Source organism: Clostridia bacterium, from assembly GCA_016887505.1.
Classification (GTDB): Bacteria; Bacillota; TC1; order TC1; family UBA5767; genus UBA5767.
The window spans coordinates 439,824-462,944 of record CP069393.1 but is presented as its reverse complement, the minus strand read 5'-3'; the positions used below and the strand labels follow the sequence as shown (position 1 = coordinate 462,944).

21 protein-coding genes are annotated in these 23,121 nt (G+C 38.3%); 2 read left to right on the top strand and 19 right to left on the bottom strand.

What is annotated here, in order from left to right; translation table 11 throughout:
• Positions 1 to 9: 9 nt before the first annotated feature.
• Entirely contained in the window at positions 10 to 402 is a 393-nt protein-coding gene (locus JR334_02260; protein QRN86078.1) for a hypothetical protein, read from the bottom strand.
• Positions 403 to 625: 223 nt separating this feature from the next.
• Between JR334_02260 and JR334_02255 the strand changes: the two genes are divergently transcribed.
• Both JR334_02255 and JR334_02250 read left to right on the top strand, forming a co-directional pair.
• Positions 626 to 1,225, top strand: coding sequence for a flavin reductase (locus JR334_02255; protein ID QRN86077.1), 600 nt, complete (start codon positions 626 to 628; stop codon positions 1,223 to 1,225).
• A 13-nt stretch (positions 1,226 to 1,238) separates the two neighbouring features.
• Positions 1,239 to 1,778, top strand: coding sequence for a rubrerythrin family protein (locus JR334_02250; protein QRN86076.1), 540 nt, complete (start codon positions 1,239 to 1,241; stop codon positions 1,776 to 1,778).
• A gap of 136 nt (positions 1,779 to 1,914) precedes the next feature.
• Here JR334_02250 and JR334_02245 read toward each other — a convergent pair whose 3' ends face one another.
• From JR334_02245 to JR334_02160, 18 genes are all read right to left on the bottom strand, one after another.
• Complete coding sequence (locus JR334_02245) at positions 1,915 to 2,643, bottom strand: prepilin peptidase (GenBank protein QRN86075.1); 729 nt, start codon at positions 2,641 to 2,643, stop codon at positions 1,915 to 1,917.
• 97 nt (positions 2,644 to 2,740) lie between these two features.
• Positions 2,741 to 5,779 (bottom strand): InlB B-repeat-containing protein, encoded by a 3,039-nt coding sequence (locus tag JR334_02240; GenBank protein QRN86074.1) that lies wholly within the window; start codon positions 5,777 to 5,779, stop codon positions 2,741 to 2,743.
• An 18-nt stretch (positions 5,780 to 5,797) separates the two neighbouring features.
• On the bottom strand, positions 5,798 to 7,165 hold the full coding sequence (locus JR334_02235) for a VWA domain-containing protein (GenBank protein ID QRN86073.1): 1,368 nt from the start codon (positions 7,163 to 7,165) through the stop codon (positions 5,798 to 5,800).
• Between the two features lie 25 nt (positions 7,166 to 7,190).
• A complete protein-coding gene (locus JR334_02230; GenBank protein QRN86072.1) occupies positions 7,191 to 7,622 on the bottom strand; it encodes a hypothetical protein in 432 nt (143 codons plus the stop codon).
• 12 nt (positions 7,623 to 7,634) lie between these two features.
• Positions 7,635 to 8,402: a type II secretion system protein M gene (locus tag JR334_02225; protein QRN86071.1), complete on the bottom strand. Its 768-nt coding sequence runs from the start codon at positions 8,400 to 8,402 to the stop codon at positions 7,635 to 7,637.
• Positions 8,399 to 8,956, bottom strand: coding sequence for a hypothetical protein (locus JR334_02220; GenBank protein QRN86070.1), 558 nt, complete (start codon positions 8,954 to 8,956; stop codon positions 8,399 to 8,401). Before JR334_02220 ends, JR334_02225 begins: the two co-directional genes overlap by 4 nt.
• Positions 8,957 to 8,971: 15 nt before the next feature.
• Positions 8,972 to 10,000, bottom strand: coding sequence for a pilus assembly protein PilM (pilM, locus tag JR334_02215; GenBank protein QRN86069.1), 1,029 nt, complete (start codon positions 9,998 to 10,000; stop codon positions 8,972 to 8,974).
• Positions 10,001 to 10,023: 23 nt separating this feature from the next.
• Positions 10,024 to 11,232 (bottom strand): type II secretion system F family protein, encoded by a 1,209-nt coding sequence (locus JR334_02210; protein QRN86068.1) that lies wholly within the window; start codon positions 11,230 to 11,232, stop codon positions 10,024 to 10,026.
• A 25-nt stretch (positions 11,233 to 11,257) separates the two neighbouring features.
• Positions 11,258 to 12,325 carry a type IV pilus twitching motility protein PilT gene (locus JR334_02205; GenBank protein ID QRN86067.1) on the bottom strand — a complete coding sequence of 356 codons (1,068 nt, stop codon included), beginning with the start codon at positions 12,323 to 12,325 and terminating at the stop codon, positions 11,258 to 11,260.
• A gap of 30 nt (positions 12,326 to 12,355) precedes the next feature.
• The gene (tadA, locus tag JR334_02200; protein QRN86066.1) at positions 12,356 to 14,038 is read right to left on the bottom strand and encodes a Flp pilus assembly complex ATPase component TadA; all 1,683 of its coding nucleotides are present in this window, start codon (positions 14,036 to 14,038) and stop codon (positions 12,356 to 12,358) included.
• A gap of 46 nt (positions 14,039 to 14,084) precedes the next feature.
• Positions 14,085 to 15,269, bottom strand: coding sequence for a hypothetical protein (locus tag JR334_02195; protein QRN86065.1), 1,185 nt, complete (start codon positions 15,267 to 15,269; stop codon positions 14,085 to 14,087).
• A 5-nt stretch (positions 15,270 to 15,274) separates the two neighbouring features.
• Positions 15,275 to 17,428 (bottom strand): hypothetical protein, encoded by a 2,154-nt coding sequence (locus JR334_02190; GenBank protein ID QRN86064.1) that lies wholly within the window; start codon positions 17,426 to 17,428, stop codon positions 15,275 to 15,277.
• Between the two features lie 179 nt (positions 17,429 to 17,607).
• Positions 17,608 to 17,985: a prepilin-type N-terminal cleavage/methylation domain-containing protein gene (locus JR334_02185; protein QRN86063.1), complete on the bottom strand. Its 378-nt coding sequence runs from the start codon at positions 17,983 to 17,985 to the stop codon at positions 17,608 to 17,610.
• Between the two features lie 553 nt (positions 17,986 to 18,538).
• Entirely contained in the window at positions 18,539 to 19,225 is a 687-nt protein-coding gene (locus JR334_02180) for a prepilin peptidase (GenBank protein ID QRN86062.1), read from the bottom strand.
• Between the two features lie 150 nt (positions 19,226 to 19,375).
• Positions 19,376 to 20,224, bottom strand: a complete 849-nt coding sequence (locus JR334_02175; GenBank protein QRN86061.1) for a DegV family protein — start codon at positions 20,222 to 20,224, stop codon at positions 19,376 to 19,378.
• Between the two features lie 481 nt (positions 20,225 to 20,705).
• Complete coding sequence (locus JR334_02170; GenBank protein QRN86060.1) at positions 20,706 to 22,310, bottom strand: PucR family transcriptional regulator ligand-binding domain-containing protein; 1,605 nt, start codon at positions 22,308 to 22,310, stop codon at positions 20,706 to 20,708.
• 240 nt (positions 22,311 to 22,550) lie between these two features.
• Complete coding sequence (locus JR334_02165; protein QRN86059.1) at positions 22,551 to 22,814, bottom strand: GIY-YIG nuclease family protein; 264 nt, start codon at positions 22,812 to 22,814, stop codon at positions 22,551 to 22,553.
• Positions 22,814 to 22,969, bottom strand: a complete 156-nt coding sequence (locus JR334_02160) for a hypothetical protein (protein ID QRN86058.1) — start codon at positions 22,967 to 22,969, stop codon at positions 22,814 to 22,816. The genes JR334_02165 and JR334_02160 overlap by 1 nt, the downstream gene beginning before the upstream one ends.
• Between the last annotated feature and the right edge of the window lie 152 nt (positions 22,970 to 23,121).

Below are 23,121 nucleotides of genomic sequence, written 5' to 3'. Positions count from 1 at the left end.
CCTTCTCACTTAATCCCAAGTGCCTACTTTTTCGACGAATAGTTTGCCTTCTTCACAGTTAGGACAGGGGTACTCTCCTGTTCTCATCTCTACTACTGTCATCGTTTTATTACACCTCGGACAGCGGTACTTTGTCTTATAACTTTTCTTGCCATTCACGATGCTGATACTCAAACAATCCATCACTCGATTACATTTTTCGCACCGATAAATTTCGCGATTTGCTCTTACCTCAACACAGGGCCCTTCCATTCTTTGAAACAAATTATTCTGCATTTGCTTGCTAGCGATTTCTGACTCAATCAAATAAGAACCTGGTTTGGTATACAATAAGCCTTTGCCTACCCTGAGTTCTCTTTCAAAGGAACAAACTGTACAGCTCACTCTCAATTTATCACCCAATACATCACCTTCTATTCATTCAAAAAGTATCTCACAATAATTCAGTTTATGCTCATTTAGGACTTGCCTTTAAAAAATTATAACATACTTGCTGTAAGAAAAGCGCTGTCAATATGATTGATCAGAAATTACATCCACATTCTCATTCAAGTTAGGCAAAATGAAGAATTCACAAGTTATCTATGATATACTAAATTAAACTACATTGAAAAGAGGTGCTACGATGAAATTATGGCGTTGTGAAGTATGCAACCATGTTTTTGAAGGGGACGCGCCTCCTGATAAATGTCCTGTCTGTAATGTTGGGCCAGAACGTTTTGTGGAAGAAATCCCCAAAGAACATAAACCAGGAAGTAATCTAAAAAAGGCAACCCGCAAGATGAGCTACGGTCTTTATGTCATCAGCTCTCGTAAAGGCGAAAAACTAAACGGTCAAGTAGCCAATGCTGCTTTCCAGGTTACAACCAACCCTACTACTATTGCTATCTCCGTCAATAAAGAGAATCTTACGAAGGAATGTATAGATGAATCAGGGTACTTTGCGCTAAACATCTTGGGTACAGACAACATGAGAATGGTACGCCGCTTCGGATTTCGCTCAGGTCGTGAATTTGATAAATTTAAGAATATGAATTTCGGGCTCACACCAAATAATATGCCGTATCTTAAGGATGCAGCCGGCTGGATTGAATGCAAGGTTATTCCCGATAAAACCATAAACATTGGTACGCATACGATTTATATTGCAGATGTTTTAGACGGTGACGGTCGCGATGATGCACCTGAAACTATGACATATGCATACTATAGAAAAAACAAATAAGGAGAATAAAACAATGGATGAAAAATTAAAAGGTACAAAGACGGAAGCCAATTTATGGACTGCCTTTTCCGGTGAATCACAAGCTAGAAATAAATATGATTACTTTAGCAGTCAGGCAAAAAAGGATGGGTATGTTCAAATTCAAAAATTCTTTGAAGAAACTGCCTTAAATGAAAAAGAACACGCTAAAATCTGGTTTAAGTTAATTCATGGTGTGAATAGTACTACTGAAAACTTAAAAGATGCAGCAGCCGGTGAAAACTATGAATGGACCGACATGTACAAGGGATTTGCAGAAACTGCAAAAGCAGAAGGTTTTGATGATATTGCAGCCCTCTTCGAAGGTGTCGCTGAAATAGAAAAACATCATGAAGAACGTTATCTAGCTCTTCTAAACAACATTGAAAAAGAACGAGTATTTGAGCGTGACATGGAATGCAAGTGGATATGTCAAAACTGTGGAAATATACACTATGGTAAAAAGGCTCCAGAAGTTTGTCCCGTATGTGACCACCCACAAGCACATTATGCATTACTTTCAGAAAACTATTAAGATATAACTACGCAATAAGGCTGAGCGATACATCGCTCAGCCTTATTTTTTATTTATCATCCATATTTATTTTTGTAACAATCTAACACGATTCAATCTAATACAAATCGTCAAAGCATCCATTCTTAGCCTATCCCTAGTAATATAAGAAAAAAATTATATCCCAAAAATAGACCTGTGTTACGACTATACCAAGAGCAATATATGGTCCAAATGCAATTCGGTCTTTTCTCGTTTTTTTCTTAAGAGCAATTAAGGTTAAGCCAACAATTGAGCCAAACATCATACCAGCCAATATGCCCATTAAAATTTTAGGAAAGCCCAAATACAAACCACATATTCCAATAAGCTTGACATCGCCACCACCCATTGCACCGAATAAAAATAGGACAAAGAAGAAGACAAAAGCAAGTATCCCACCCACTGCCGTAAACTTCCATCCTATTTGTGAATACAGTAAAAGATATACCATAACTAGTGGCAACAAACCCATATGGATTGCATCCGGTATTTCTTGCGTTTTGGCATCTATTACACTCATAAACAAGAGTATTTGCACCATCATGATGTGAAGCCAAGCAGAACCATCTGTAATATTAACAAAAATCGCCAAACATAGAATACAGCCCATACCATAAAACACGATTCGATCCAATCGATTAAAATCCTTAAATAGCCATGAATCATTTTTAAACAGGGTCGTGCCCAATCGATTAAAAAACTTTTTCCACGAATATTCCCACTCTATGTCATCTAAAGATGATTCATCCTGCTGTTCAAGTAATACCATGTTATTCAAAAACAGGTACGCTGCTTGAACCATTACAAATGTTAAAACAAAACTTCCAATGACTGAAAATATCATATCTCTGCATTCCCTTCTAGTGTTATATTCATTATGAATTATATTCATTAATCCTTCAACAAAAGATGCTTCCGGAAAACCGGAAGCATCGCAATCATCATGGCAAGTCTAAGATGTATGGATCACTATCAGAGCCAGAGCCTGACAAGACTGTCAAGGTATACCAATCGACATCTAGTTCCAAATAAGGTCTAACACCCGAATTAGTAGATTTTTGAGATTGGGTTATTCCTCCGTTATTGCGTACCCTATATGCCTGATTCTTATTTTTTGCCGAGCTAGTCCACCATGCTCCCTCATTCGCTAGAATTGCATAGGTATCCAAATCAAGTACCTCATCTCGACTCAGTAAACCAGTATCAATTACTGCTGGTGTGGAGATAGTGTAGTAATAATTGTAGGCAACTGTATCTGCATCCCACCAATCTTGATTACTCCCCCACATTGTTCGTTTTAGTACTTTGCTATCAGAAACCTTTTGGTAATTGTATCCTTCAATCTCAACATAATCCCCTATGGATAAGTCGTTAAAACTTAACTGGCCTTTCCATTGAGCATAACATGTAAAGCTCTCAGTAACTATGGTGTTAGAAGTAACTTCATCTCCATTACCATAAGGACGCGTATTCCATCCAGTAAAGATATGAGCTGCTCTAGTTGGAGGATTCGGTAATGTACCAATTTTAAGCCCCTCGTATACTTCGATATTAATAGGATCAGGATAATTGTCTCCACCATTTTTATCAAAAGTTACTATATAAGAAATAAGGGGTATTAATTCATACTGAGCATATACAGTGATTGAGGATTCCACTACTGTATTCTCATCAAATTCACTTCCGCTACCATCCCTTTTCGTATTCCATCCATTGAAGATATAGTCTACTTTGTTTGGTGAAGTAGGTAGTGAACCCAAGGAACTTCCATCAAGAACCAACATTTGTCCAGGAACTGGATTGTCATCTCCACCATTTTTATCGAATGTTACTGTAAAGGTTTCCACGGATGAGCCAAGAATCTCTACCTCAGTAGACGCGCCTGCTCCCCCAGTAACCCTAAAATTAATCTTTCCTACAATCTCGTTATCTGAATATTTGTCACGAACACTCAGTTCGTAAAATTCAGATATTGGCTCGATTGAAGAATAGGCCGCAGAAACGGTAATTGTGTTTTCTCCATCATAGGCAGCTGAAACCTGTACTGGATTACCGGTTCCACTCTTCCAATCTACCGCCATCTCCATATTATATCTGCTGGAGCCTACATTTTGGTATACATTTTCTCCGGTAAAGGTAGAAGCACTGCTAGCACTAGCATAATCTAGGTTTCTTCCATAGTTCGAAGATATAATGATTTCATCATCGTTTGACCCTTTCACCAGGTCAAGACGTAATGGATTGTCCAAATCTGTATCCATATCATTGCTAAACTTGATTTTTCCGGTATTTCCAACTACAAGATTTCCTTGATTGCTTACTTTGCGAACACCTTTTGTAAAGGTTATACTCTCTCCATCTTCGACAGTAAGTGTTGACCCAGCAGTCCAACCGCCTTCTATCATTTCGGCCGGATCTTTGACTAGAATATCGACATACTCAAAGTCAACATTGTCTAGTATAATCTCATCTGGTGCCGAAAGTGTCACTGTACCAATTTTAGTAGTATCCCCCTCAAACGAGGTATCTTCAATACTAATCTCGTCTTTTGAAATTAGCTGCATAGTTTTTCCGTACTGACCATTTGCTACAAACTCAAGATTTGAATCATGAATTAGAATTCTCCGAACACCAGGGAATGACAAACCTTTCGTCGTATCTAAAATCAAATCATCGGCTGCCACCATGCTTGTTCCATATAAGATAATATCGCCATTCGCTATTACTGATATTGAGTCTGCTTCAAGATTTGAATATTCTTGGAATATAACTGTTCCTCTGCCTTCTGTTTCAAAGTTAATATCCCCGCTCGTAGTTAAGGATGGCCCATCTTCAATTAATTTAGTTCTACCATCTTCAATTACAGCATCTCCTGAACTTGGGTCAATTTTGATATATTGGTATAGGGTAATATCGCCATCACGAGTAGTAATATCGATATCGCTAGAATTCGTCACTTCAATATCAGTCGCTAGATTTACATTCTTATCCACATACCATTCTAATTTCTGCGTTCCATTTACATCAATTGGACCAATCAAATCACCAGGTGCAACGTCGATGCGCATAGGAACATATAGGGAACCACCACTCGGATCAAGAGTCTGATCTGGTTGCGATGGATCTTGGAAGGGTACTAGTGAATCAAAGCCGTGATTCAGTGGCCACATCAAGCTCTTTTCTACCTTAACATCATCTGTGTTGACATAGTTGGTATTGTTATCCTTATCCACCCAAGCAAACAGTCCTGATTTCCACTCTTCGCCGAGTACGTATATAACATTTGTACTATTGACTTCATTTCCACGAATGCCGTGTATATCAACAGGAACTACGGTAAACATAATGTAGCGGTTTACTAAGTTAGTCAAATCTGTCAAATTACTGGGTGAAATGCCACCAAAATAGATTTCTTCATAGTCATCCGGAAATACTGGTTCAGGATTTCCTTCCATAGAAGCATACCAATGGTATAAATCGGCATACCAGTTGGGATCTGTATTGGCATCAACCAAGCCAATTAATTGGGGCTTAGGATCATCTTTCATATCGGCAACTTCATGGGTTGTTTTATTTAAAATTTCCACATGTACATTTGAAGCAACCAAAAGCTGATGGACTTGCATCTCTGTCAATTTTTTGGACAAAGAAACGTTCATAAATTTTGCTTCATTTTCTGGATAAACCATATCCAGCTGATACATATCAACTGACCTACCGAAAATATTCTGATACTCAACTATTGATACCCCATCGAGGGATAATTCATCGATTGCTGGATCTAGCATGGCATTTTTTAAATCAAAGATATTACTTTCCATATGAGCTTGCGCATCAAAAGCGCCCACAGTGACATCCATCGTTCGTAATGTCATCTGTAGGATACTCCCAAAGGCAGGTATTACTCCAATAGCTAAAATGCCTGCTATGGTAATTGCCACAATCGTTTCTACTAGGGTCATGCCTTTCTTTTTCAACATGCGCTCACCCTCTCATAATTAATATGGTCCATAAATATGCCATGTTTCTTGTAGAATCGTGTTGGTTATTTCGCCAAAAACACGTTCCAACTCTACCGCACTATCTGCCCTGTAATATGTTCCGGCTCTAGCTGTATTTGTATCATGGGTGCATGAGTCTGTGGCAATATCTTCTGCTCTAGTTATTTCATCAGCGACTGCTGTAAATCCAATCACAAAAGTAGAGATATCAACATCCATACCCACAACTACATTTTGTCCAACATAGTCTACATAATTCATTGCATTACTAATATTACTACTATCTGAATACCCTGAGCCCCATAAGTAGTGTATATTATTATCATCTACTTGAGGCGAATAATTATAGTATGAATTACTGCTATAAAAAGTTGGTTCCCCATCTGTCAAAAGGATCAAATAATTAACTATTTCTTCCTCTGAATGATCATCTGAATAGTCCTTAATAATATGTGCTCCTCTTCGTAGTCCATCTCCGGTATTTGTACCTCCATATCCATACAAATTGTCAACTAGATTCTTCAAGGCTACTTTCTGTGTTGTAGCATCCATCATCGGACTGACATCGTTGGCATTATTAGCAAAAGGTATTATACTCACCTTCACATTACCAATATCAGCAAACTGATCAATAAGGTCTTTCGCTTTTGATTCAAGAATCGAATTTCTCACCTCGCTAGAATCATACCGCCAGTTCCATTGGTCATGCCCGTCCATATCGAAACGCATACTGCCGGAATTATCTAAAACGAGTGCAACTACTATAGTAACTTCTTTTTGAGTCGTTACAATTTCTGGTTGAGGTTTAGGATCGGTCCTATAGGCTAAGGCTATCGCAGGGTTTGAGAGGCTACCACCATCTTCAACGGCTACAGAATTCACCGCCGCTAGCTCTGATTCGATGATTGCCTTTTCCGATTCGCTTCCTTCAAAGTATCCTTCTAAATGGTATGATATCAGTTTGGTATTAGGAACACTTTGCGAAAAATAAAGATTATAAAATATCTTTTCTTTTTCGGGAAGCAATACAACTCTGTCATGAGTATTATTGACTGGGTCCCAAATATACTCTACTATTTCCTTATTATCTTCAATGCCGATATAATTCCACTTTTCCTTTTTTGATTCATTAAAAACGTCTTCCGTAATAGCAAATGTAACAGAGGCATCTCGTATAGCATAATTCACGGTGTCTGCAGCCAAACGGATATCTGACTGGATTTCATACTCATCTACCGTTCTCTTTTGACTAATCCATGAGAAATTTAGGAAGGAAGATGCAATCGACATAGCTATACTAGCAATCACGATTGTTACCATCAATTCAACAATTGTAAAACCTTTTTGATAACGATGTCTTGTCATTTACAACACCTCTTTCCCCTTCTCACTATTTAGACCAAGTTATGCTTGAATAATCGTCATAATTTATGTAGAACTCTAATCCGACCGTTCTAGTTGTTCCGTCTGGTAAACTGCCTACTGATTCAATATAAATCTTTTGTGTTTCACCAGGGTCTGAGGAACTAACTGTAATATCAGCCGTTCCATAACCAAAATCAACATCCGTTTCCTGCAAAACTAGATTCACATTACTCTCAAAGTTGTCCAACAAGCTAGGCGTAGTCGTCAACAAAACTTCATAGGCCAATTCAGCGCCCGAGCGTGCCACATAATAAGCCTGCAATTTTTTCTCTTGGATTCCGGCTTGCTTTGTATTCGCTTGAGAAACGCTCACTACGACACTCACCATGGTGAACAGTATTAGCATGGCCACCATAACAAATATCAAGGCTGCTCCTTGCTTTTTTTTAGCTTTCATATTCATCCCACCTTATTCGAATGGATTGGGTTTACCGAAGGCTACGGGTGACGCCTCTTTAAAGTATGTTTCTTCAAAATCTTCCAGTGCTGGAATTTTATAAAAAGCTAGTTTTGCACTTCCAACAATCGTTCCTTCACTTCCACTAATCGCCATTTCTTGCACAACCACGGCTTTATTAAGGTCCTTGATGGATTGTAATAAGGCTTTAAGCTGTGGGTATGTAGTCTGATTATAGCTTAATAATACCACAACCGACGGTATTAGTTCATTTTCAGCCATCTCTGCGTCAGAAATTTCTTCTTCCGAAATTTCTGCTTCATCCATAATTTCCTTGTAATTGTCGGCAATTTCACTCAATGGATAAGTTAATGGCATCTGCTCAGCTTGGCTGTCAGAAACCGTAGTTAGAATTTCCTCTTGTGGCATATAAGACACAACGGTTGCATTAGATTGTGCTATCTTTTCATCAACCAAGCGTAATATTCCAGCTTGGTCTAACTCTTTGAAAAATACCGTGTACTTGTCTGCTAGGCTTTGACGAAGTTCTTTTTCTTCTTCCTGTAGTTCTTCACTTCGATCGATTACGCTTTGAGCTTGTGCAATCTGAATTTCCAATTCCCCTAATTCAGCTTGTAAACTTTCAGCTTTCAACATTTGAGGGGAAATTACAAATCGGAAACAGGCGTATGCCAAAAGAGCAATACTCATAATTATAAGCAAGTATCTTTCTCGTTTATTGGTTACCATCCAATTGTTTTTAGTATTCTTTTTGTTCATTGAATTTCACCTGCTTTCAGGTTTCCGTTTATGTTAACTGTATATGTATTGGCTTCTTGTTTACTCACAACGGAAGCAATTTGCAAACGTTCAAATAATCCAGTTCCAAGTAAGCTATCATAAAGCGTTGCAGCAATTTCCCGGGTTGGAACCTCGCAGATAATGGAAAAAACTTCTTGATTTACATTCAAATTTGTCGTTTTTGAAGTTGCAGGTAATGCTGCTTCAATTTGACTCATAAAATCAACATCGATAATATTTGCAGCTGTCAATTGATTTAGAACATTCTCTGCTTTTTGATCATACTCTTTTAAAACAGCAACAACCTGTTCTAAATTTTTTGATTCTGCATAGGCTTCATGTTCTTGTAATGCAATCAGCTCTAAGTTTTGAGCTTGAATTTTATCCTGCATATCATTATTTTTGGTTATCAGCTGAAAAGAAAATGCGCCTAGGGCAATTAATACGATAGCAAAAATAAATATCGGCGAAGAGAAATTGAATCGAAAGCCCTTCTTTTTGTTATAGCCATCAAAAAAGTTATAATCTCTCATATTTCATCATCCTCTCTACGCTCGAATTAACGCTGCAACAGCGTTAACATGCGCCGGAGATATAATCAGTTCTTCGGTACCGAAACGCACACTGTTGAACAGTTCAACGGGAAAGCCCAAATTTTCAGTAAGATACTCAGGTAATCCTGCTAATTCAGCTCCCTTGCCCATTAAAAATACTCTATCAACATGGCCAATTCTTTCATGGGTGCTATAAAAGCTCAATATCTTCGACAGCTCATCTTGAAAATGATAAAAATAAGGTTTAAGCAAATCAAACAGTTTAACCATACCCGTATCATCTGAGAAGAAAGATTTACCTCTTTCTTTCAGTTGCCTTATTTCAGATCTAGATTTTAAGGTTTCCAGTTCCAAAATCTGTTCAATTTCGCCAGAACCAATCTGCAAAGTCCGGAAGAAAACTGGTTCTCCTTTTACTTTTACGTATGCCGTTGTTGTATTATGGCCATAGTCTAAAAGCAGGACGGATTCTTCACTTATATCATGATCATTGACTCTACTAGCACCATTTAATAGTTTATCAATCGCGTTAATATTTAAATCAAGAAAGGTTTTTTTAAACTTAAGTTTAAGCAGTAACTCATAGTAGCGTTCAACGGTCAATTTATCCAACGCCGCTACGCGGTAGCGTTGCATTGTGTTACCGTTTTCCTTTTCGATTTTTCCAGTATTTCGATACTGAATAATATCATCTCCTGCAGTTTGATACGTTTGAACCATTTCGTTTTCAATCATTTGTTTAACTTCTTTGGCTTTTGAAACGGGTAGTTCAATATCCTTAATTGCTGCATTTTCTGAATTAATCGTTACAATGCATTGCTTTGTCTTAACATTCATCAGCCTCATAGCATCCGCAATAATTTCTTCTAGTACCTCTGGAGCTACATCTTTTCCCACTTTTTCCGCTTCTTCTGGGATAGGAAAACTATTTGCTTGATTTACAATTAACTTATTCTTAGCGTATTGACCAAGGACTATATGTAGGTTTTTACTGCCTATATCGATGGATAGTCTCTGCTTCATCCTTTAGTTCCTCCTTTAGAATTCTAACCAATAGATTGATAAATATTAAAGATGGGTAAAATCATTGAAATTACAATAAATCCAACTATTCCACCCATAACAATGATCAGTAGCGGTTCAATCATTGTTACTAGTTTTTGAATTGAAGCATCAACCTCATCATCATAGTATTCTGCGCATTTAAGTAACATATGCTCCATCGTACCTGATTCTTCGCCAATACCTACCATTGAATAAATCATCGGTGGTAAATATGTCACCTTCCGAAGCGATTGAGAAAGCATCATACCTTTTCGAATATCTTCCTTGGTAACCAAAAGGTCATCCATAATTACCCTATTGCCAACTACATTAATAACTACATCTAACGATTGAATCAGTGTAGTTCCACTAGAAAGCAGGGTTGAGAGCGTTCTTGAAAATCGAACAGCTGCAATTTTGGTAAGCGTTTTCCCAACAGCCGGCAACTTAAACAAAAGTGTATGCCACTTCCGTTTACCGTATTCTGTTCCAATAAATGTTTTGGCCGCAAGGACTACTAGGATTACACCAATAATCATGACGTACCAATAATTTTGAATAAAATCTGAAAATCCTATCATTACCTGGGTGGGAAAGGGGAGGGCCTCCGTAGCAGTATCATATAAGCCCAAGAATATTGGAAACACCTGCGTCACCAGAATTAATATTACTGAGATACTAAGTAGAACCAAAATAATTGGGTAGGTCATTGCCGTTTGTATTTTGGTTTTTAATTTAACATCTTTTTCAAATTGCTCAGCCAGACGTGTTATTACCTCGTCAAGATTACCACTCATTTCACCAGCTTCAATCATGCGTACCATGATTTCCGGGTAAACATCCGATTGTTTCTTAATGCTTTCGGAAAATTGGTCTCCTCGTTGTACTGACTCATAAAGCAACTTAATGCTCTTCTTAATATTTCGTTTATCAATCTGAAGATACAGAATATTTAGCGCATTCACAAGAGAAACCCCAGAAGCCAACAAAGAAGATAGTTGTCTACAAAACATGGCGATATCTTTCGTAGATAGACGAATCTTGTTGCCGCCAAATATATCTTTCTTGGCTACCACTTCTTCGTACTCCAGCAAATACAAATCATTCTGCTTCAGCTTCACTAATAATGCCTGCTTAGAATTTGCTCGAATCTTATACTTTCGTATGATTGTTCCATTGGGTCGCTTCACCTTGCATACATATTCTTTCATACATGCTACTCCTTTCACATATTATCTATATTTCCATATTACAGTATCGTTTGAATACCTTAATATCAACACATCTTGCCATGGCATCTTCAAGGCTAATGGTTCTGGTTTTCACCAATTGAGCTAACGAATAATCCATCGGAACCATTCCATTGTTTATATTGGTCTGCAGTACGGTTTCTAGCTGTTGCGTTTTTCCTTCTCTAATTAAGTTTCTAACCGCATCCGTTACCAAAAGGATTTCCATAGCCGGTACGATACCCTTTCCATCTGCTGTCTTAATCAATTGTTGGCAGACGATTCCTTCTAAAATCGTTGACAGCTGGCTCCTTATCTGATGTTGCTGATGTGAAGGAAATGCATCAATAATCCTGTCCACTGTTTGAGCTGCAGTAGTGGTATGCAATGTTGACATAACAAAGTGTCCTGTTTCCGCTGCTGAAACAGCTGTGGAAATAGTCTCTAAGTCCCTCATTTCGCCCACTAGGATAACATCTGGGTCTTCACGTAGAGCCGCCCTCAATGCTTTTGCAAAACTAGTGGTATCTCCACCTACCTCCCGTTGATTCACCATGCAATTTTGATGCTTGTGCAGGTACTCGATGGGTTCTTCAATGGTAAGAATATGACACTTTCTATGACTGTTAATATACCCTACCATCGCGGCAAGTGTTGTAGATTTTCCTGAACCAGTCGGTCCAGTAACCAGCACCAAGCCCCTCGGTTTAAGCGCTAGAGTCTTGAGAATATCTGGTAGATTAATATCTTCAAAGCGAGGAATATTCGAATGAATCATACGAAGTGCAACAGCCACACTACTACGTTGGCGGTATACATTTACACGGTATCTATTCAAGCCTGGCCTGGACCAAGAAAAGTCAACTTCACCAAATTCACTAAATTTCCCTTTTTGCTCGTCATTCATCATTTTTAGTGCAATTTCTTCAATTACATCTTGCATCAGGATTTCTTCACCGAATGGCACCAATTCACCACGGATTCTTAGTATGGGCGGTTTTCCAACCGTCAAATGCACATCTGACGCATCCTCAGCCACGGCAAAACGGAGCGCATTTTCAAAATTATCGGACATTCTTCTCACTTCCTTTCTAGAAGAATAAGACTAGCCTTCAACACTATAGGTTACTTTAATCATTTCTTCAACCGTCGTAACACCTTTCAGTACCAATTCTGCACAGCTTTGTCGTAATGTAATGGTACCCTGTCTTATGGCCATCTGTTGGAGCTGGTCTGTAGACGCACCTCTATTGATTAGTTCTCTAATTTCTTTCGTTAAAACCAGCACTTCGTGTATTCCAATACGTCCTTTATAGCCTGTAAAATTGCAGGCAGGACATCCTTCTCCTTTATATATGGAAGTAGGTTCCTTCATTTTTAGCAACATCATTTCACTGTGACTCGGTCTATATGCTGTCTTACACTTAGGACAAATTTTTCTTACCAAACGTTGGGCTACAACACCTACAACCGAGGATGATACCAAATAGGATTCAATACCCATATCAATCAAACGGATAACTGATGACGCTGCATCGTTGGTATGTATTGTGCTTAGTACAATGTGGCCCGTAATGGATGCCCTGATCGCAATCTGCGCAGTCTCTGCATCTCGAATCTCACCAATCATAATGATATCCGGGTCTTGTCGAAGAATTGAACGTAGTCCTGAAGCAAACGTGAGACCTGCCTTATTGTTTACCTGTACTTGACTGATTCCATCCAATTTGTACTCGACTGGGTCTTCAACTGTGATTACATTTACTTCTGGTTTATTTAGTTCTTTGAGTAAGGTATACAAGGTAGTAGTTTTACCAGATCCAGTCGGACCTGAAACCAATACAATCCCATTCGGACTTTTAGTAATCTTATCAAATAGCAATTCATTTTCTTCAGATAAGCCAAGAAATTTTCTATCGAGGGCGCCAGCAGAACCACCCAAAATCCGGATAACAACCTTTTCGCCATAAATAGTAGGTAGGATAGAAATACGAAGGTCAACTGTCCGATCATCCAATGAAGTTTCTACCCGGCCATCTTGTGGTATGCGTTTTTCTGCAATATCCATCTCACCCATTATTTTTATTCTCGTTACAATTGCCGAATGGGCCGATATTGCGGAATTCATCACATCTTGCAACTTGCCATCAATTCTAAAGCGAACGCGAACCTCTTTGGCCGTTGGCTCAATATGGATATCACTCGCATTGGAGTTGATTGCATGCTGTAGAATCGAGTTGATCAGACGTACTACAGGTGCCTCGGCAACTTCATTGGCAGAGATTGAACTCAAATCCAGCAAATCTAAATCGCCATATTCCTTCTTCAAATCTTCAAACGCCTTTTGTGCATTTTCGCTACCATAGTAGCGTTCAATAGCATTGTTGATTTCTTTTATCGGTGAAATACCTACTTCAACCCGCAAACCAGTTGCTCTTTTTACATCGTCCACTGCATAGAAGTTCAATGGATCATTCATGACAACGGTAAGGACATTATCCTCTACCTTAATGGGAATTAAGGTATATTTTTTAGCCAATTTTTCAGGTATCAAGCTACTGGCTTTTTTATCGATTGGAGTCTCTGTTAAGTCAATATATGGAACATGAAATAAGAATTCTAGAGCTTGATATAGGGTCTTTTCGTCAATATATCCTATATCAATTAGTGTTTCTCCTAGCAGGGTGCCCCTTTCCTTGGATTTTTCCAACCCCTCTTGCAGTTGTATTTCTGTGATGGCTCCTGCATCCATCAGAACTTCTCCAAGTCTCTTATGGTTTATCCTCATAAGCCTCTCCATTTCTCGTTAAAAATTATACCTTCTAAGGTACTATCTATTGCGTTCTTCCCATTTTTCTCGTATCAGGATAAAGACCCGTTTTAAGGCCTATGAACTCCTCAATATAGAGTCCACTCATCCCCGTAAACTTTAATTCAATGCAATCGTCGTCTTTCATTTCAATAATATAATCCCTAGCGCTGATAAAGCCTGTGCTGTGTTTTAGAATTGCAGGCATAATTCCGTCATTCTTGGATTTCGCAAGCTCATATTCAATTCTTTCACTAGAACAATAGTAGGCTTTTTCTCTATCGGTGCAATCAACCAGTACAAAATCTCCAAAATCAATGATGAATAAATTATCGTAACCTGGCCAATCGTAACTCGTTCGAATAAGGTGATACAGCTTTGAAAAGCACCTTGTTTTTTGGGGATAATCTTTGGTTTTTACTCGGATTTGGTAAAGAAAGTGCCATTGTACAAAAGCATCCTTCATTTCCTTGGGGAATACACCCCAGTCCGGAGAAATGTATGGTTCTCCCAACTGTTCAAAAATGACCAAATTTACTTCAGTCAGTGAATCAGCAATGGAAAATTTCTCCCAATAATTCAGTAGCAAGTTTTCTAGGACCGCAGGTTCCTGGGTTTTTATTAGCTTGATTAAATAATGTCCATGCGAAAATAGGATATCTTTATCTGCTATTTTTAAATATTCCAACGCAATGTGTAAAGCAAAACTACTGTTTTCAGGTATAGAATAGAGCCTATAGAATTCACTCAATCCCAATTCATTCGAATAGATATCACGCACAATATCCGCTACAATTTGATTGCTACCACCATAATTCCAAACTAGCAAACCCTCTGAATAGTCAGCTCCAAGCTCATTGCCCTTTTCGTGGAGACGATGGAATAGATGCAACACAGCCGAAACATCTTCATGGTTTACAAAGAGTGAAGTAAACAAGCGCATCAACCATGGCGACATGCGTTCTACCAATATCTCGGTAGTTTGTTCAATCTCTAAAGAATCCTCAAGTTCTACCAGCATTAGTAGAAGTGCTTCCAAGTCTCTATGCTTCAGATTTTTAGCTAGCGTAGAGCGGTTGGATCCTTTCGTTGCTCTTATTGTATCTCGGAGTGTTTCTTGTTCTTTTTTTCTATCTAAGAATGGAAACTCATCTGGTAAATACATCCATTCCTTGACAGACTCTATGACTTTCGATAAACGGTACATCATATCACCTAATTGTCATGACGAATAGCATTAGGCAAGTTTTCAACCGCTTCCCGAATGCTCTCTGTCGTTAAGGCCAACCGCTCCGTCAGTTCAGCCAAGCCTGCGTCAAAGGTTTCCAAAGTTTGATGCACTGATTCGTTGGTATCCTCTTTGAAGACCTTAACAGATTCTTTTAATCCATCCTTTAAGTCATTTACGTCCAAATTAATCTCTTTGGCATACAAGCTGATGCTTTCCGCTTGTTCTTTAAAGGACTCCATAAGGCTTAAGGTTGCCTCATTATGGTTTGCAGCATTCTCATGATTCTGTTCCATCATTTCTTTAAGCATACTGCCTATTTCTTCATTTACTCTAGATATAATCAGCTGTATTTGGTAATCCATATCTTCAAGCGTTTTTCTAGTTTGATCATCCATTTTGCCAAAGTAATTACTATAGTCATCTCTTAGTTGTTGTGCTTGTTCCGTCAGATTAGCAATTGCCTCAGCATTACTTTCAGTGACTTCAATTACGCCACGTGCAATTTCTTTACCGGCTCCTGCCATAGCATCGTTCATCCGTTTTGTAATGCCATTCATCATATTCATCACGAGCTCGTCCATTTGGGTATACCGTTCTAGTCCCAAATTCAAGGAGTTTTGCAAGGTTTCTTCACTATTAACAAGTTTTTCAACAAAACTTGTTTGGGTTTGAGCAAACTCCGTAATACTCTCCATCGTTTTATGGTGAGAGCGCTCTGATTCACTAGAGAACTTAGTAATACCTTCTTGCAATAAGCTCAAGGCCGTGCCTATTTCATGAAGCTGTCCTGAAGTAATTTCTTCAATACGAACTGCTTCTTCCACCATTTTCTGACTTTTTTCCAGTCTCTCGTTTTCCTCATCCCGCAAATCGGCTAGCAACTGAATCCTTCCCTGCAAGGCTGTATTCTGTTCTTGAACACTAGACGAAAGCTCTTCTGCCTGTTCTTTCTGAAAGGCAAGAAACTGTTGTTGTTGTTCTTCAAGTGCAGTTGCAGCCAACTTCAGATTTTGTTTGATCAGGTCATTCTGTGCCATTTGTTCAGAAGCTTGCTTTGTAAGCATGGCTTCCATATTTTCTCTTGCTAGTTCCATACTGCTTTTAAGAAAAGCATCAAACTGCTCTTGATGCGCAATTGCTTGTCTTTGTTGTTCAGATAGTTGTGTCGTGACTTTAGTCATATCATCGGCCAAAGCCCTCATAGAGCTATCTACTCGTTCATTCAACAAGTTGCTGAATCGTTCAATCATATCTTGTACGCCGCGTTCTTCTCGAGCAGAAATCTTTTCTAAAGCTCCTTGCATCTCATCATGGGTCTTTTGCATACCCACTAGCAAGGTGTCTTTGATCATTTCTTCCATGGCATCACGTAGGGCTGGTAAAACGCCACCTTCGGTGAAACTTTCCATGGCCTGAACCATTCGGTTTACATTTATTTCAAAACTGTGATTTAAGTCTCTTGTCGCACTCGCATAGTTGCGTTGGCTCTTTCTCGTTGCTTCAACGAGTAACGCAGGTCCTGCATTTTGACTCATGACTGGCAGCACTGCGTTGCAGGCATGCAAAAAATGCTGGTATAGCTTTCTCGATGACCGTAGGGCACCCAGGTCAAGCATTGTAAATACCAGCATCAATAGCACCAACAATACGAAACCGACCCCGCCGATTGCTAGTGGTTCAGATAGATCACTCAATCCGTTTATGGAATTATATAAAATGGGAAGTACTATACCCAATACACCGAACATAGGTGCAACTAGGTAAAGTAGCCTAAAGGCGTCCCTATTGCCTTCGATATTTAGTAGTAACTGTTCTGGAAAGAATACTTCTACCTCTGGTAAAAGATCCTCTTCAAAGTGACTGTTAAGCATATGCAACAATCGTTCACGTCCTAAAACAAAACTCTTTGGTTCTACGTCCTTGTTCTCATTTACGAATAATTTTTCATAAGCTCTTCCCTTTTGTGGCAAGTCACTCGCTTTATTGCTGTATTTCAAAAAAACCTTACGCATTGCTCCTAAAGCCATTACGTCATAGCGAATGAAGAAATATGCAAATACTATTCCCATCACCACAACAGGAATCAGAGCAAGCGCTATTAGTATGGGATCCAATCCGTTAACATATTTCATTAGCATATACTACTCCTCGTCCCATGATTTTGTCAGTCAACATCCCGTAAAAGGGTAAAATAGGCCCTTTTCAGTTCAATTCTGAAAAGAGCCTATCAACATTTATTCTACACTACAAGCCTTTATAGTAATCACTACTAAAAGGTATATCGCTTTCTAATCAAAGCCTTCACCCAAATGGATTATTATTCTTCAATTAGGGCTACACCATCTGTAGCGCTATCTCTACCAGCTGTAAAGCCATCAATTTCATATTCGAATCCACCATCATCTTCTAAAGACAAAGAATTAGTACCAGAAGAAATGGTAACACCAGACATAGTCTCAACTTCAGTTTCTGATACATCCGAATAATCGCCTTGTTCAAGCTTTAGCGCATCATAGGCAGTAGCAATTTGCTTAGCATCTACTAATGCTTGGGTGCTTTTAGCTTTGTCAGTAAATCCACTGAATTGTGGAATCATAACTGCTGCTAGGATACCGATGATTACGATAACAACAATCAACTCAATTAGGGTAAAGCCCTTCTTCTTACTTCTTAACTTTGAAAAAATCTTGTTCATAATAATTCCTCCCCGAATCTTTTTTTGAATACTATTGCAATAAAACAAATTATTTTTGTCTTCACTAAACTGATATAATGCTCTCGGCCCCCCCTTTTTTAATACCATTCCTTTGAGGTAACCCGTTCAAATAAAATCGGGAATACTGGTATGTAGGCAAATTAGGTGTTTTTTGATAGGCTTTTCATCGTGCCCTATTATATTTCTTCCGATTATACACTAATTTTGCATTAAAAACAAATATAGTTGGAAAAAGGGTTGTATATAAACCTAAATTTTGTATGGCATGCACTATTACATTCCATCGGTATTCCGTAACGAGCAATATAGTCGTCATGGTTGACGTTAAATGCCGTAGGCAATGGCTTTCTATCTCATCTATGCATGAAACTGCTTTCCATTTCTAAAGACCAACTACAAGCGAAGATGATCCATTTCATTTCATTTCAGTTCCGACTGTACCAGTTTAGCAATAATTTATAAAATTTCAAGATATTAATCATAATAATTATGCATAATAAAATACTTATGAAATAAATAGCAACATTCAAAGCTATATAACTGCAAGAATCAACCCCCCAAAAAGAAAGACCAAATATCTAACCTGGCTAGCCCGGGTTAATCCCTGTTCGTCCTTAAAAGCTAACCTTGCCATTTCAAATGCTATGAGGGAAATAAGATACAGTCCTAAAAACCTCAAGGATCCATAGAATATTCCAGTTGCTATGAACGTAAAAACATATCCCAGTTCTCTTTTTTCTGTAGATATTTGTGAAATCAAGAATCCAAGGACACCACCCAATAAAGCCATTCCCAATTGAGAAAAGCTCTGTTGGTAAAGGGTGCTAAGAGAAAAGATTAATCCGATTACTCCTAGCGTTTTAGATGGAACATGGTTATCAAACTGAATTAGCACTGCTACAATGAAAAAACTAATCCATAGCAAATACAGTATCGAATATGGAAATGGCTGGGTTAAGCCCACTGCTAAAAATCCAATCCCAGTAAAGAGTTCAACCAAAAAATAGCGGATTGAGATGCTTTCACCACAGTAACGGCATTTTCCCCCAATAAACAAATAACTAAATAGTGGAACCAAATCTAAACCATTTAAGCTATGCTGACAGCGTGGACAATGGGACCTTGGATATGCTAGATTCAGCCCTATAGGCAAACGGTAGATACAAACATTTAAAAATGAGCCAATGATAATTCCGTAAATAAAGTAAAACACAAACATGATACACCTCTTGGATTTTTGTTTTTCCTATTGTCATATAATTGATTTAAGCAACATATAAACCAACACTGTATCTGTTTGTTGGATGCTTTACCTTTATGACCAACTACTCGTTGAATTCATGCAGTATATATTTAATACACTTTCATATTATTCTTTTGGAATATAGAAAACACCAATTGTACCAGGTCCGCAATGGCTTGAAATCACACAACCAGCTTGTTCCACTCGATGCCTTCCACCAATATCAATACAACGTAAACTGTCTTCTAATTTCCTAATAGAGTCGAGTCCAAACGAATGGGTTAATATCATTTTTTCAGCCCTGATTCTATTTTGATCTTCCCGTATCCGGTTTACCAAGTATTCAATTCCTTTATTTTTCCCCCGCGCCTTATGGACAACATTAAGATGCCCATCTTCTACTTTGATAATGGGTTTCATCCTAAGAATACCACCTACAAAACTCTGCAGCCCAGAACACCTGCCACCCATATGTAAATAATCTAGCGTATCAACCATAAAATAGCTGACAGTCTTCGGTATATCGTTTCGCACTTTATCTGCTACTTCCTTTGCAGATAAACCCTCCCGAATATACTCTGCCGCAGATATTACGTGTAATCCTATTGCGCTACATAGATTTCTGGAATCGATCACATGGATGCGGCTTATATCCAATTCTTTGGCTGCCATACTGGCATTCTGAAAAGTAGACGATATCGTTGAAGATAAACCTATATACACTACATCTTTGCCTTCTGCCAATTCTCCTTCAAAGGCTTGGTAAAAAGCAGCCGGTGATGGAGCCGATGTTTTAGGGAGGCATCCCAATTTTTCTACTTTGCCATACAATTGTTCACTGTTCAGATCTATTCCATCCTTAAAGGATTGTTCACCAAACTCAACATTTAAGGGAATTATCTTAATATTATTTTTCTCCAAGATAGCAGCAGATAAATCACATGTGCTGTCGGAAAATAAAGTTATTTCATTCATGTAAAAACTCCTATATCCCAAATTGTTCATCTGAAGCTATCGAATATTTGCCCTTCCAAATGAAGAGCATCCGCTGTGTTATACACCATCCGGTGAATAAGAAAAAGCACGTAACTTCAAAAATCAGCCAAGCAAGCAAACTTATTCAAAGCAGTTATTTGGTAGATACACCTTAAATGGATTGTAGCTTTGTAGTATTTGTAAGAGCATTCATACCCTCTTTCCATACCATGTATTTTTATGTATTGGCACAACCATCTTCTTTTTATAATTTGAGCTTTTTCTTCAGCCAAATGCTGTAATTCTTATACTAGCAGTATTTATAATCGGCTTCAAAAAACAATTTGAGCTAATATATGCTATACCAGTATAATTTTATTACGATATATTTACAAGAAAAACCATCCATTTTTGATTCATGAAAAGGGATTTGAAATCCCATTTTATAACCTAACGAGGTCCCTGAATCCCAGGGACCTCGCTACAGTTCTTCTTTCATATGTCGTATAAGTGGAAGAAGTTTTAATGCAATCCCCATATTAAACCTATCCTCATAATTACGCATATCAATATTACAGGCCTTTTCTATTGCTGCCATGCGATAATCCACTGTATTACGATGAACGTGCATCTGCTCAGCAGTCTTGGCATAGCTAAAGCGCATCTCAAAAAACAAGCTTAATGTATCCAGCATTTCCGTAAGATGTTCTTCTTTAAACTGTCTTTCCAACGGGAGAATATAGTCTTCATAATAGCTTTTCATAACTTCGCGGTCTTCTACCACATTGATAAACCCATAGAAGCCCAATTGATTAAAGAAGTAGATATTGGCCTCTTCCCCCAATGATTCTCCAATTTCAATAGCTCGAAGCGCTTCTTGATAGCTTTTGCATATTTTATCATAAGTCCTAGATTTCCCAATTCCAATCGTAAAGGTAAGAGCCTGATCTAAGCCTTGAATTTTTCGATATAAGCTGCGAATAATCTCTTCATCTGAATCACTTAGTATTAAAACTATCGTTTTGTCATCAGGTTGTACCCAAAATGGTGCGCTGGGAAACAGCTCCTTGACAATAGCTTTAAAACTTTGAATAAACCCCTCCATACTTAAGGAAACAGCAGGCTTTTTAATATTCATTAAAGCAATTGAAGAATTTTTTGCTAAACTATATCCCAGTTGTGCCGCCTGATGTCGTGCCTCTTCATAGCTGATTCCTTTTTCAATAATACTTTTAAATAAGTTCTCCCGGTGTTTGGCCTTTTCCTCACTCAATCCCTTTAGTCTCTTAATTTCCAAAGCACAAGCAGATAAGGAAGCACCCAAAAGCATTTCATCATCTTTCGTAAACTCCATATTTTCCTGAAAAAGCATCACGAAATTTTCAAACTGGCTGGGTGTTGAGATTTTAGCACCTAGCCACTCCACTTCGCCTTTCTTATCACGATAGACGTAATGTCCTACATTACTATATAGTAATGCATTATCAGGTACATTAATCCAGTGTCTACACCGAATTATCTCATCCTCTCGGTCACTTAGTGGCGGACAAGAAAGCACATTCCCTTCATAGAGCAAAGCTGTCTTCATGCCAGTCCACTTATACAAGGCCTTCAGCATGCCCTGCAGGCCCTCCTTATATATCCAGTCATTGATTTCTCGAATCACCTCATCACGTCTCTTTATCTCGTTTGTCAGTCGAGAAAAGAGATGGTTATTCATAAAATCACATACTTCTCCAAACACCTTTCCCGCAGGAAACGTTATGACCGGAAATTCATATTCTTCCGCCGCTTCCATCAGCGTGTCCGGAAGCTTATTATCAATCAAATTATTGGTGGTAATACACAAACCAGCTATACCAGCTAAGACCAAACCTTTAATAAGGTCCTTGTGTTCTTCGGTGCGGTCTAAAAAATTATAACCTGAACTAATCACAAGCTCTCCACCGCGCCAATACTGTGTAACATCAATATTCTCAACCACCTGAATTGATGATATATAGTTATTTAAACCCTGCTTACCTGCTAACACTCTAGATGTCTTAAAATATGTATGAGACAACAAATCCACTACTCGAATTTTCATAGGTTACTTCCTTTTCATCGTTTGTTAGTCTTTATCAATATTATAACTTATACGTTACCTATACTCAAAACAAAGAAACAATACCAATTTACTTCCTAGGCTGAACGGGATAGACGTTTTATACTCTTCGGGTGCATTTTCCTTTTTAATACAGTAGTATTTGGATAAAACTACTTTTATATTCAGCTAAGGGATTGCATCATCTCACTTCTTCTAGCTTTATTGCTATTTCACTTTATTCTACTCCTTGCATAGGGGAGACGGCATTGTCGCTACCAACTTCATTTTTTCCTTTCTCGTTAACTGCTTAATTCGGTATTCTTCTTTCATCGCCCATATTTTATCGTTCTCGAACTTATAATACACCAATTCTACAGGCAAGCGTGATCTAGTGTATTTAGCACCTTTGCCAGCATTATGAACTTTTACTCTTTTGTCAATATCCATCGTCCACCCGGTATAAAGCGTTCCATCTTGGCACCGTAGCATATATACATAGGGCATCAGCCGTTTCCTCCATATCCTTTGTTCCTTCTGGATTTCTGCATAAAATGAACTTGTAAATTCATCCTGTTTTTAATACTTGCTTGTTCTAAAATATGAACTGTGAACAAATCCATCAACTTTTCTTTTCTATTTGAAAGCTCTTTTCTTTTCAAAGTAGTTGCTTTGTTATTCGGTAACATGAAATCCTTTCTTGCGTCATGATTGCAACCTAGTGACTAATCCGCCGATTCCCTGAATTCTTACTTAAATCATCAAAGTTCAGTACCGTCGGAACACATTTAACGCTAATCACAAGTATCCTGCG

Bases quoted from the DNA above. Each gene is read 5' to 3' on its own strand.
- JR334_02230 (QRN86072.1), bottom strand. From the start codon at position 7,622: ATGAAAGCTAAAAAAAAGCAAGGAGCAGCCTTGATATTTGTTATGGTG.
- JR334_02205 (QRN86067.1), bottom strand. From the start codon at position 12,325: ATGTCCGATAATTTTGAAAATGCGCTCCGTTTTGCCGTGGCTGAGGAT.
- JR334_02175 (QRN86061.1), bottom strand. From the start codon at position 20,224: ATGAATGAAATAACTTTATTTTCCGACAGCACATGTGATTTATCTGCT.
- pilM (QRN86069.1), bottom strand. From the start codon at position 10,000: ATGAAGCAGAGACTATCCATCGATATAGGCAGTAAAAACCTACATATA.
- tadA (QRN86066.1), bottom strand. From the start codon at position 14,038: ATGAGGATAAACCATAAGAGACTTGGAGAAGTTCTGATGGATGCAGGA.
- JR334_02225 (QRN86071.1), bottom strand. From the start codon at position 8,402: ATGAACAAAAAGAATACTAAAAACAATTGGATGGTAACCAATAAACGA.
- JR334_02220 (QRN86070.1), bottom strand. From the start codon at position 8,956: ATGAGAGATTATAACTTTTTTGATGGCTATAACAAAAAGAAGGGCTTT.
- JR334_02210 (QRN86068.1), bottom strand. From the start codon at position 11,232: ATGAAAGAATATGTATGCAAGGTGAAGCGACCCAATGGAACAATCATA.
- JR334_02190 (QRN86064.1), bottom strand. From the start codon at position 17,428: ATGCTAATGAAATATGTTAACGGATTGGATCCCATACTAATAGCGCTT.
- JR334_02255 (QRN86077.1), top strand. From the start codon at position 626: ATGAAATTATGGCGTTGTGAAGTATGCAACCATGTTTTTGAAGGGGAC.
- JR334_02165 (QRN86059.1), bottom strand. From the start codon at position 22,814: ATGCCCTATGTATATATGCTACGGTGCCAAGATGGAACGCTTTATACC.
- JR334_02195 (QRN86065.1), bottom strand. From the start codon at position 15,269: ATGATGTACCGTTTATCGAAAGTCATAGAGTCTGTCAAGGAATGGATG.
- JR334_02180 (QRN86062.1), bottom strand. From the start codon at position 19,225: ATGTTTGTGTTTTACTTTATTTACGGAATTATCATTGGCTCATTTTTA.
- JR334_02235 (QRN86073.1), bottom strand. From the start codon at position 7,165: ATGACAAGACATCGTTATCAAAAAGGTTTTACAATTGTTGAATTGATG.
- JR334_02240 (QRN86074.1), bottom strand. From the start codon at position 5,779: ATGTTGAAAAAGAAAGGCATGACCCTAGTAGAAACGATTGTGGCAATT.
- JR334_02185 (QRN86063.1), bottom strand. From the start codon at position 17,985: ATGAACAAGATTTTTTCAAAGTTAAGAAGTAAGAAGAAGGGCTTTACC.
- JR334_02170 (QRN86060.1), bottom strand. From the start codon at position 22,310: ATGAAAATTCGAGTAGTGGATTTGTTGTCTCATACATATTTTAAGACA.
- JR334_02245 (QRN86075.1), bottom strand. From the start codon at position 2,643: ATGATATTTTCAGTCATTGGAAGTTTTGTTTTAACATTTGTAATGGTT.
- JR334_02250 (QRN86076.1), top strand. From the start codon at position 1,239: ATGGATGAAAAATTAAAAGGTACAAAGACGGAAGCCAATTTATGGACT.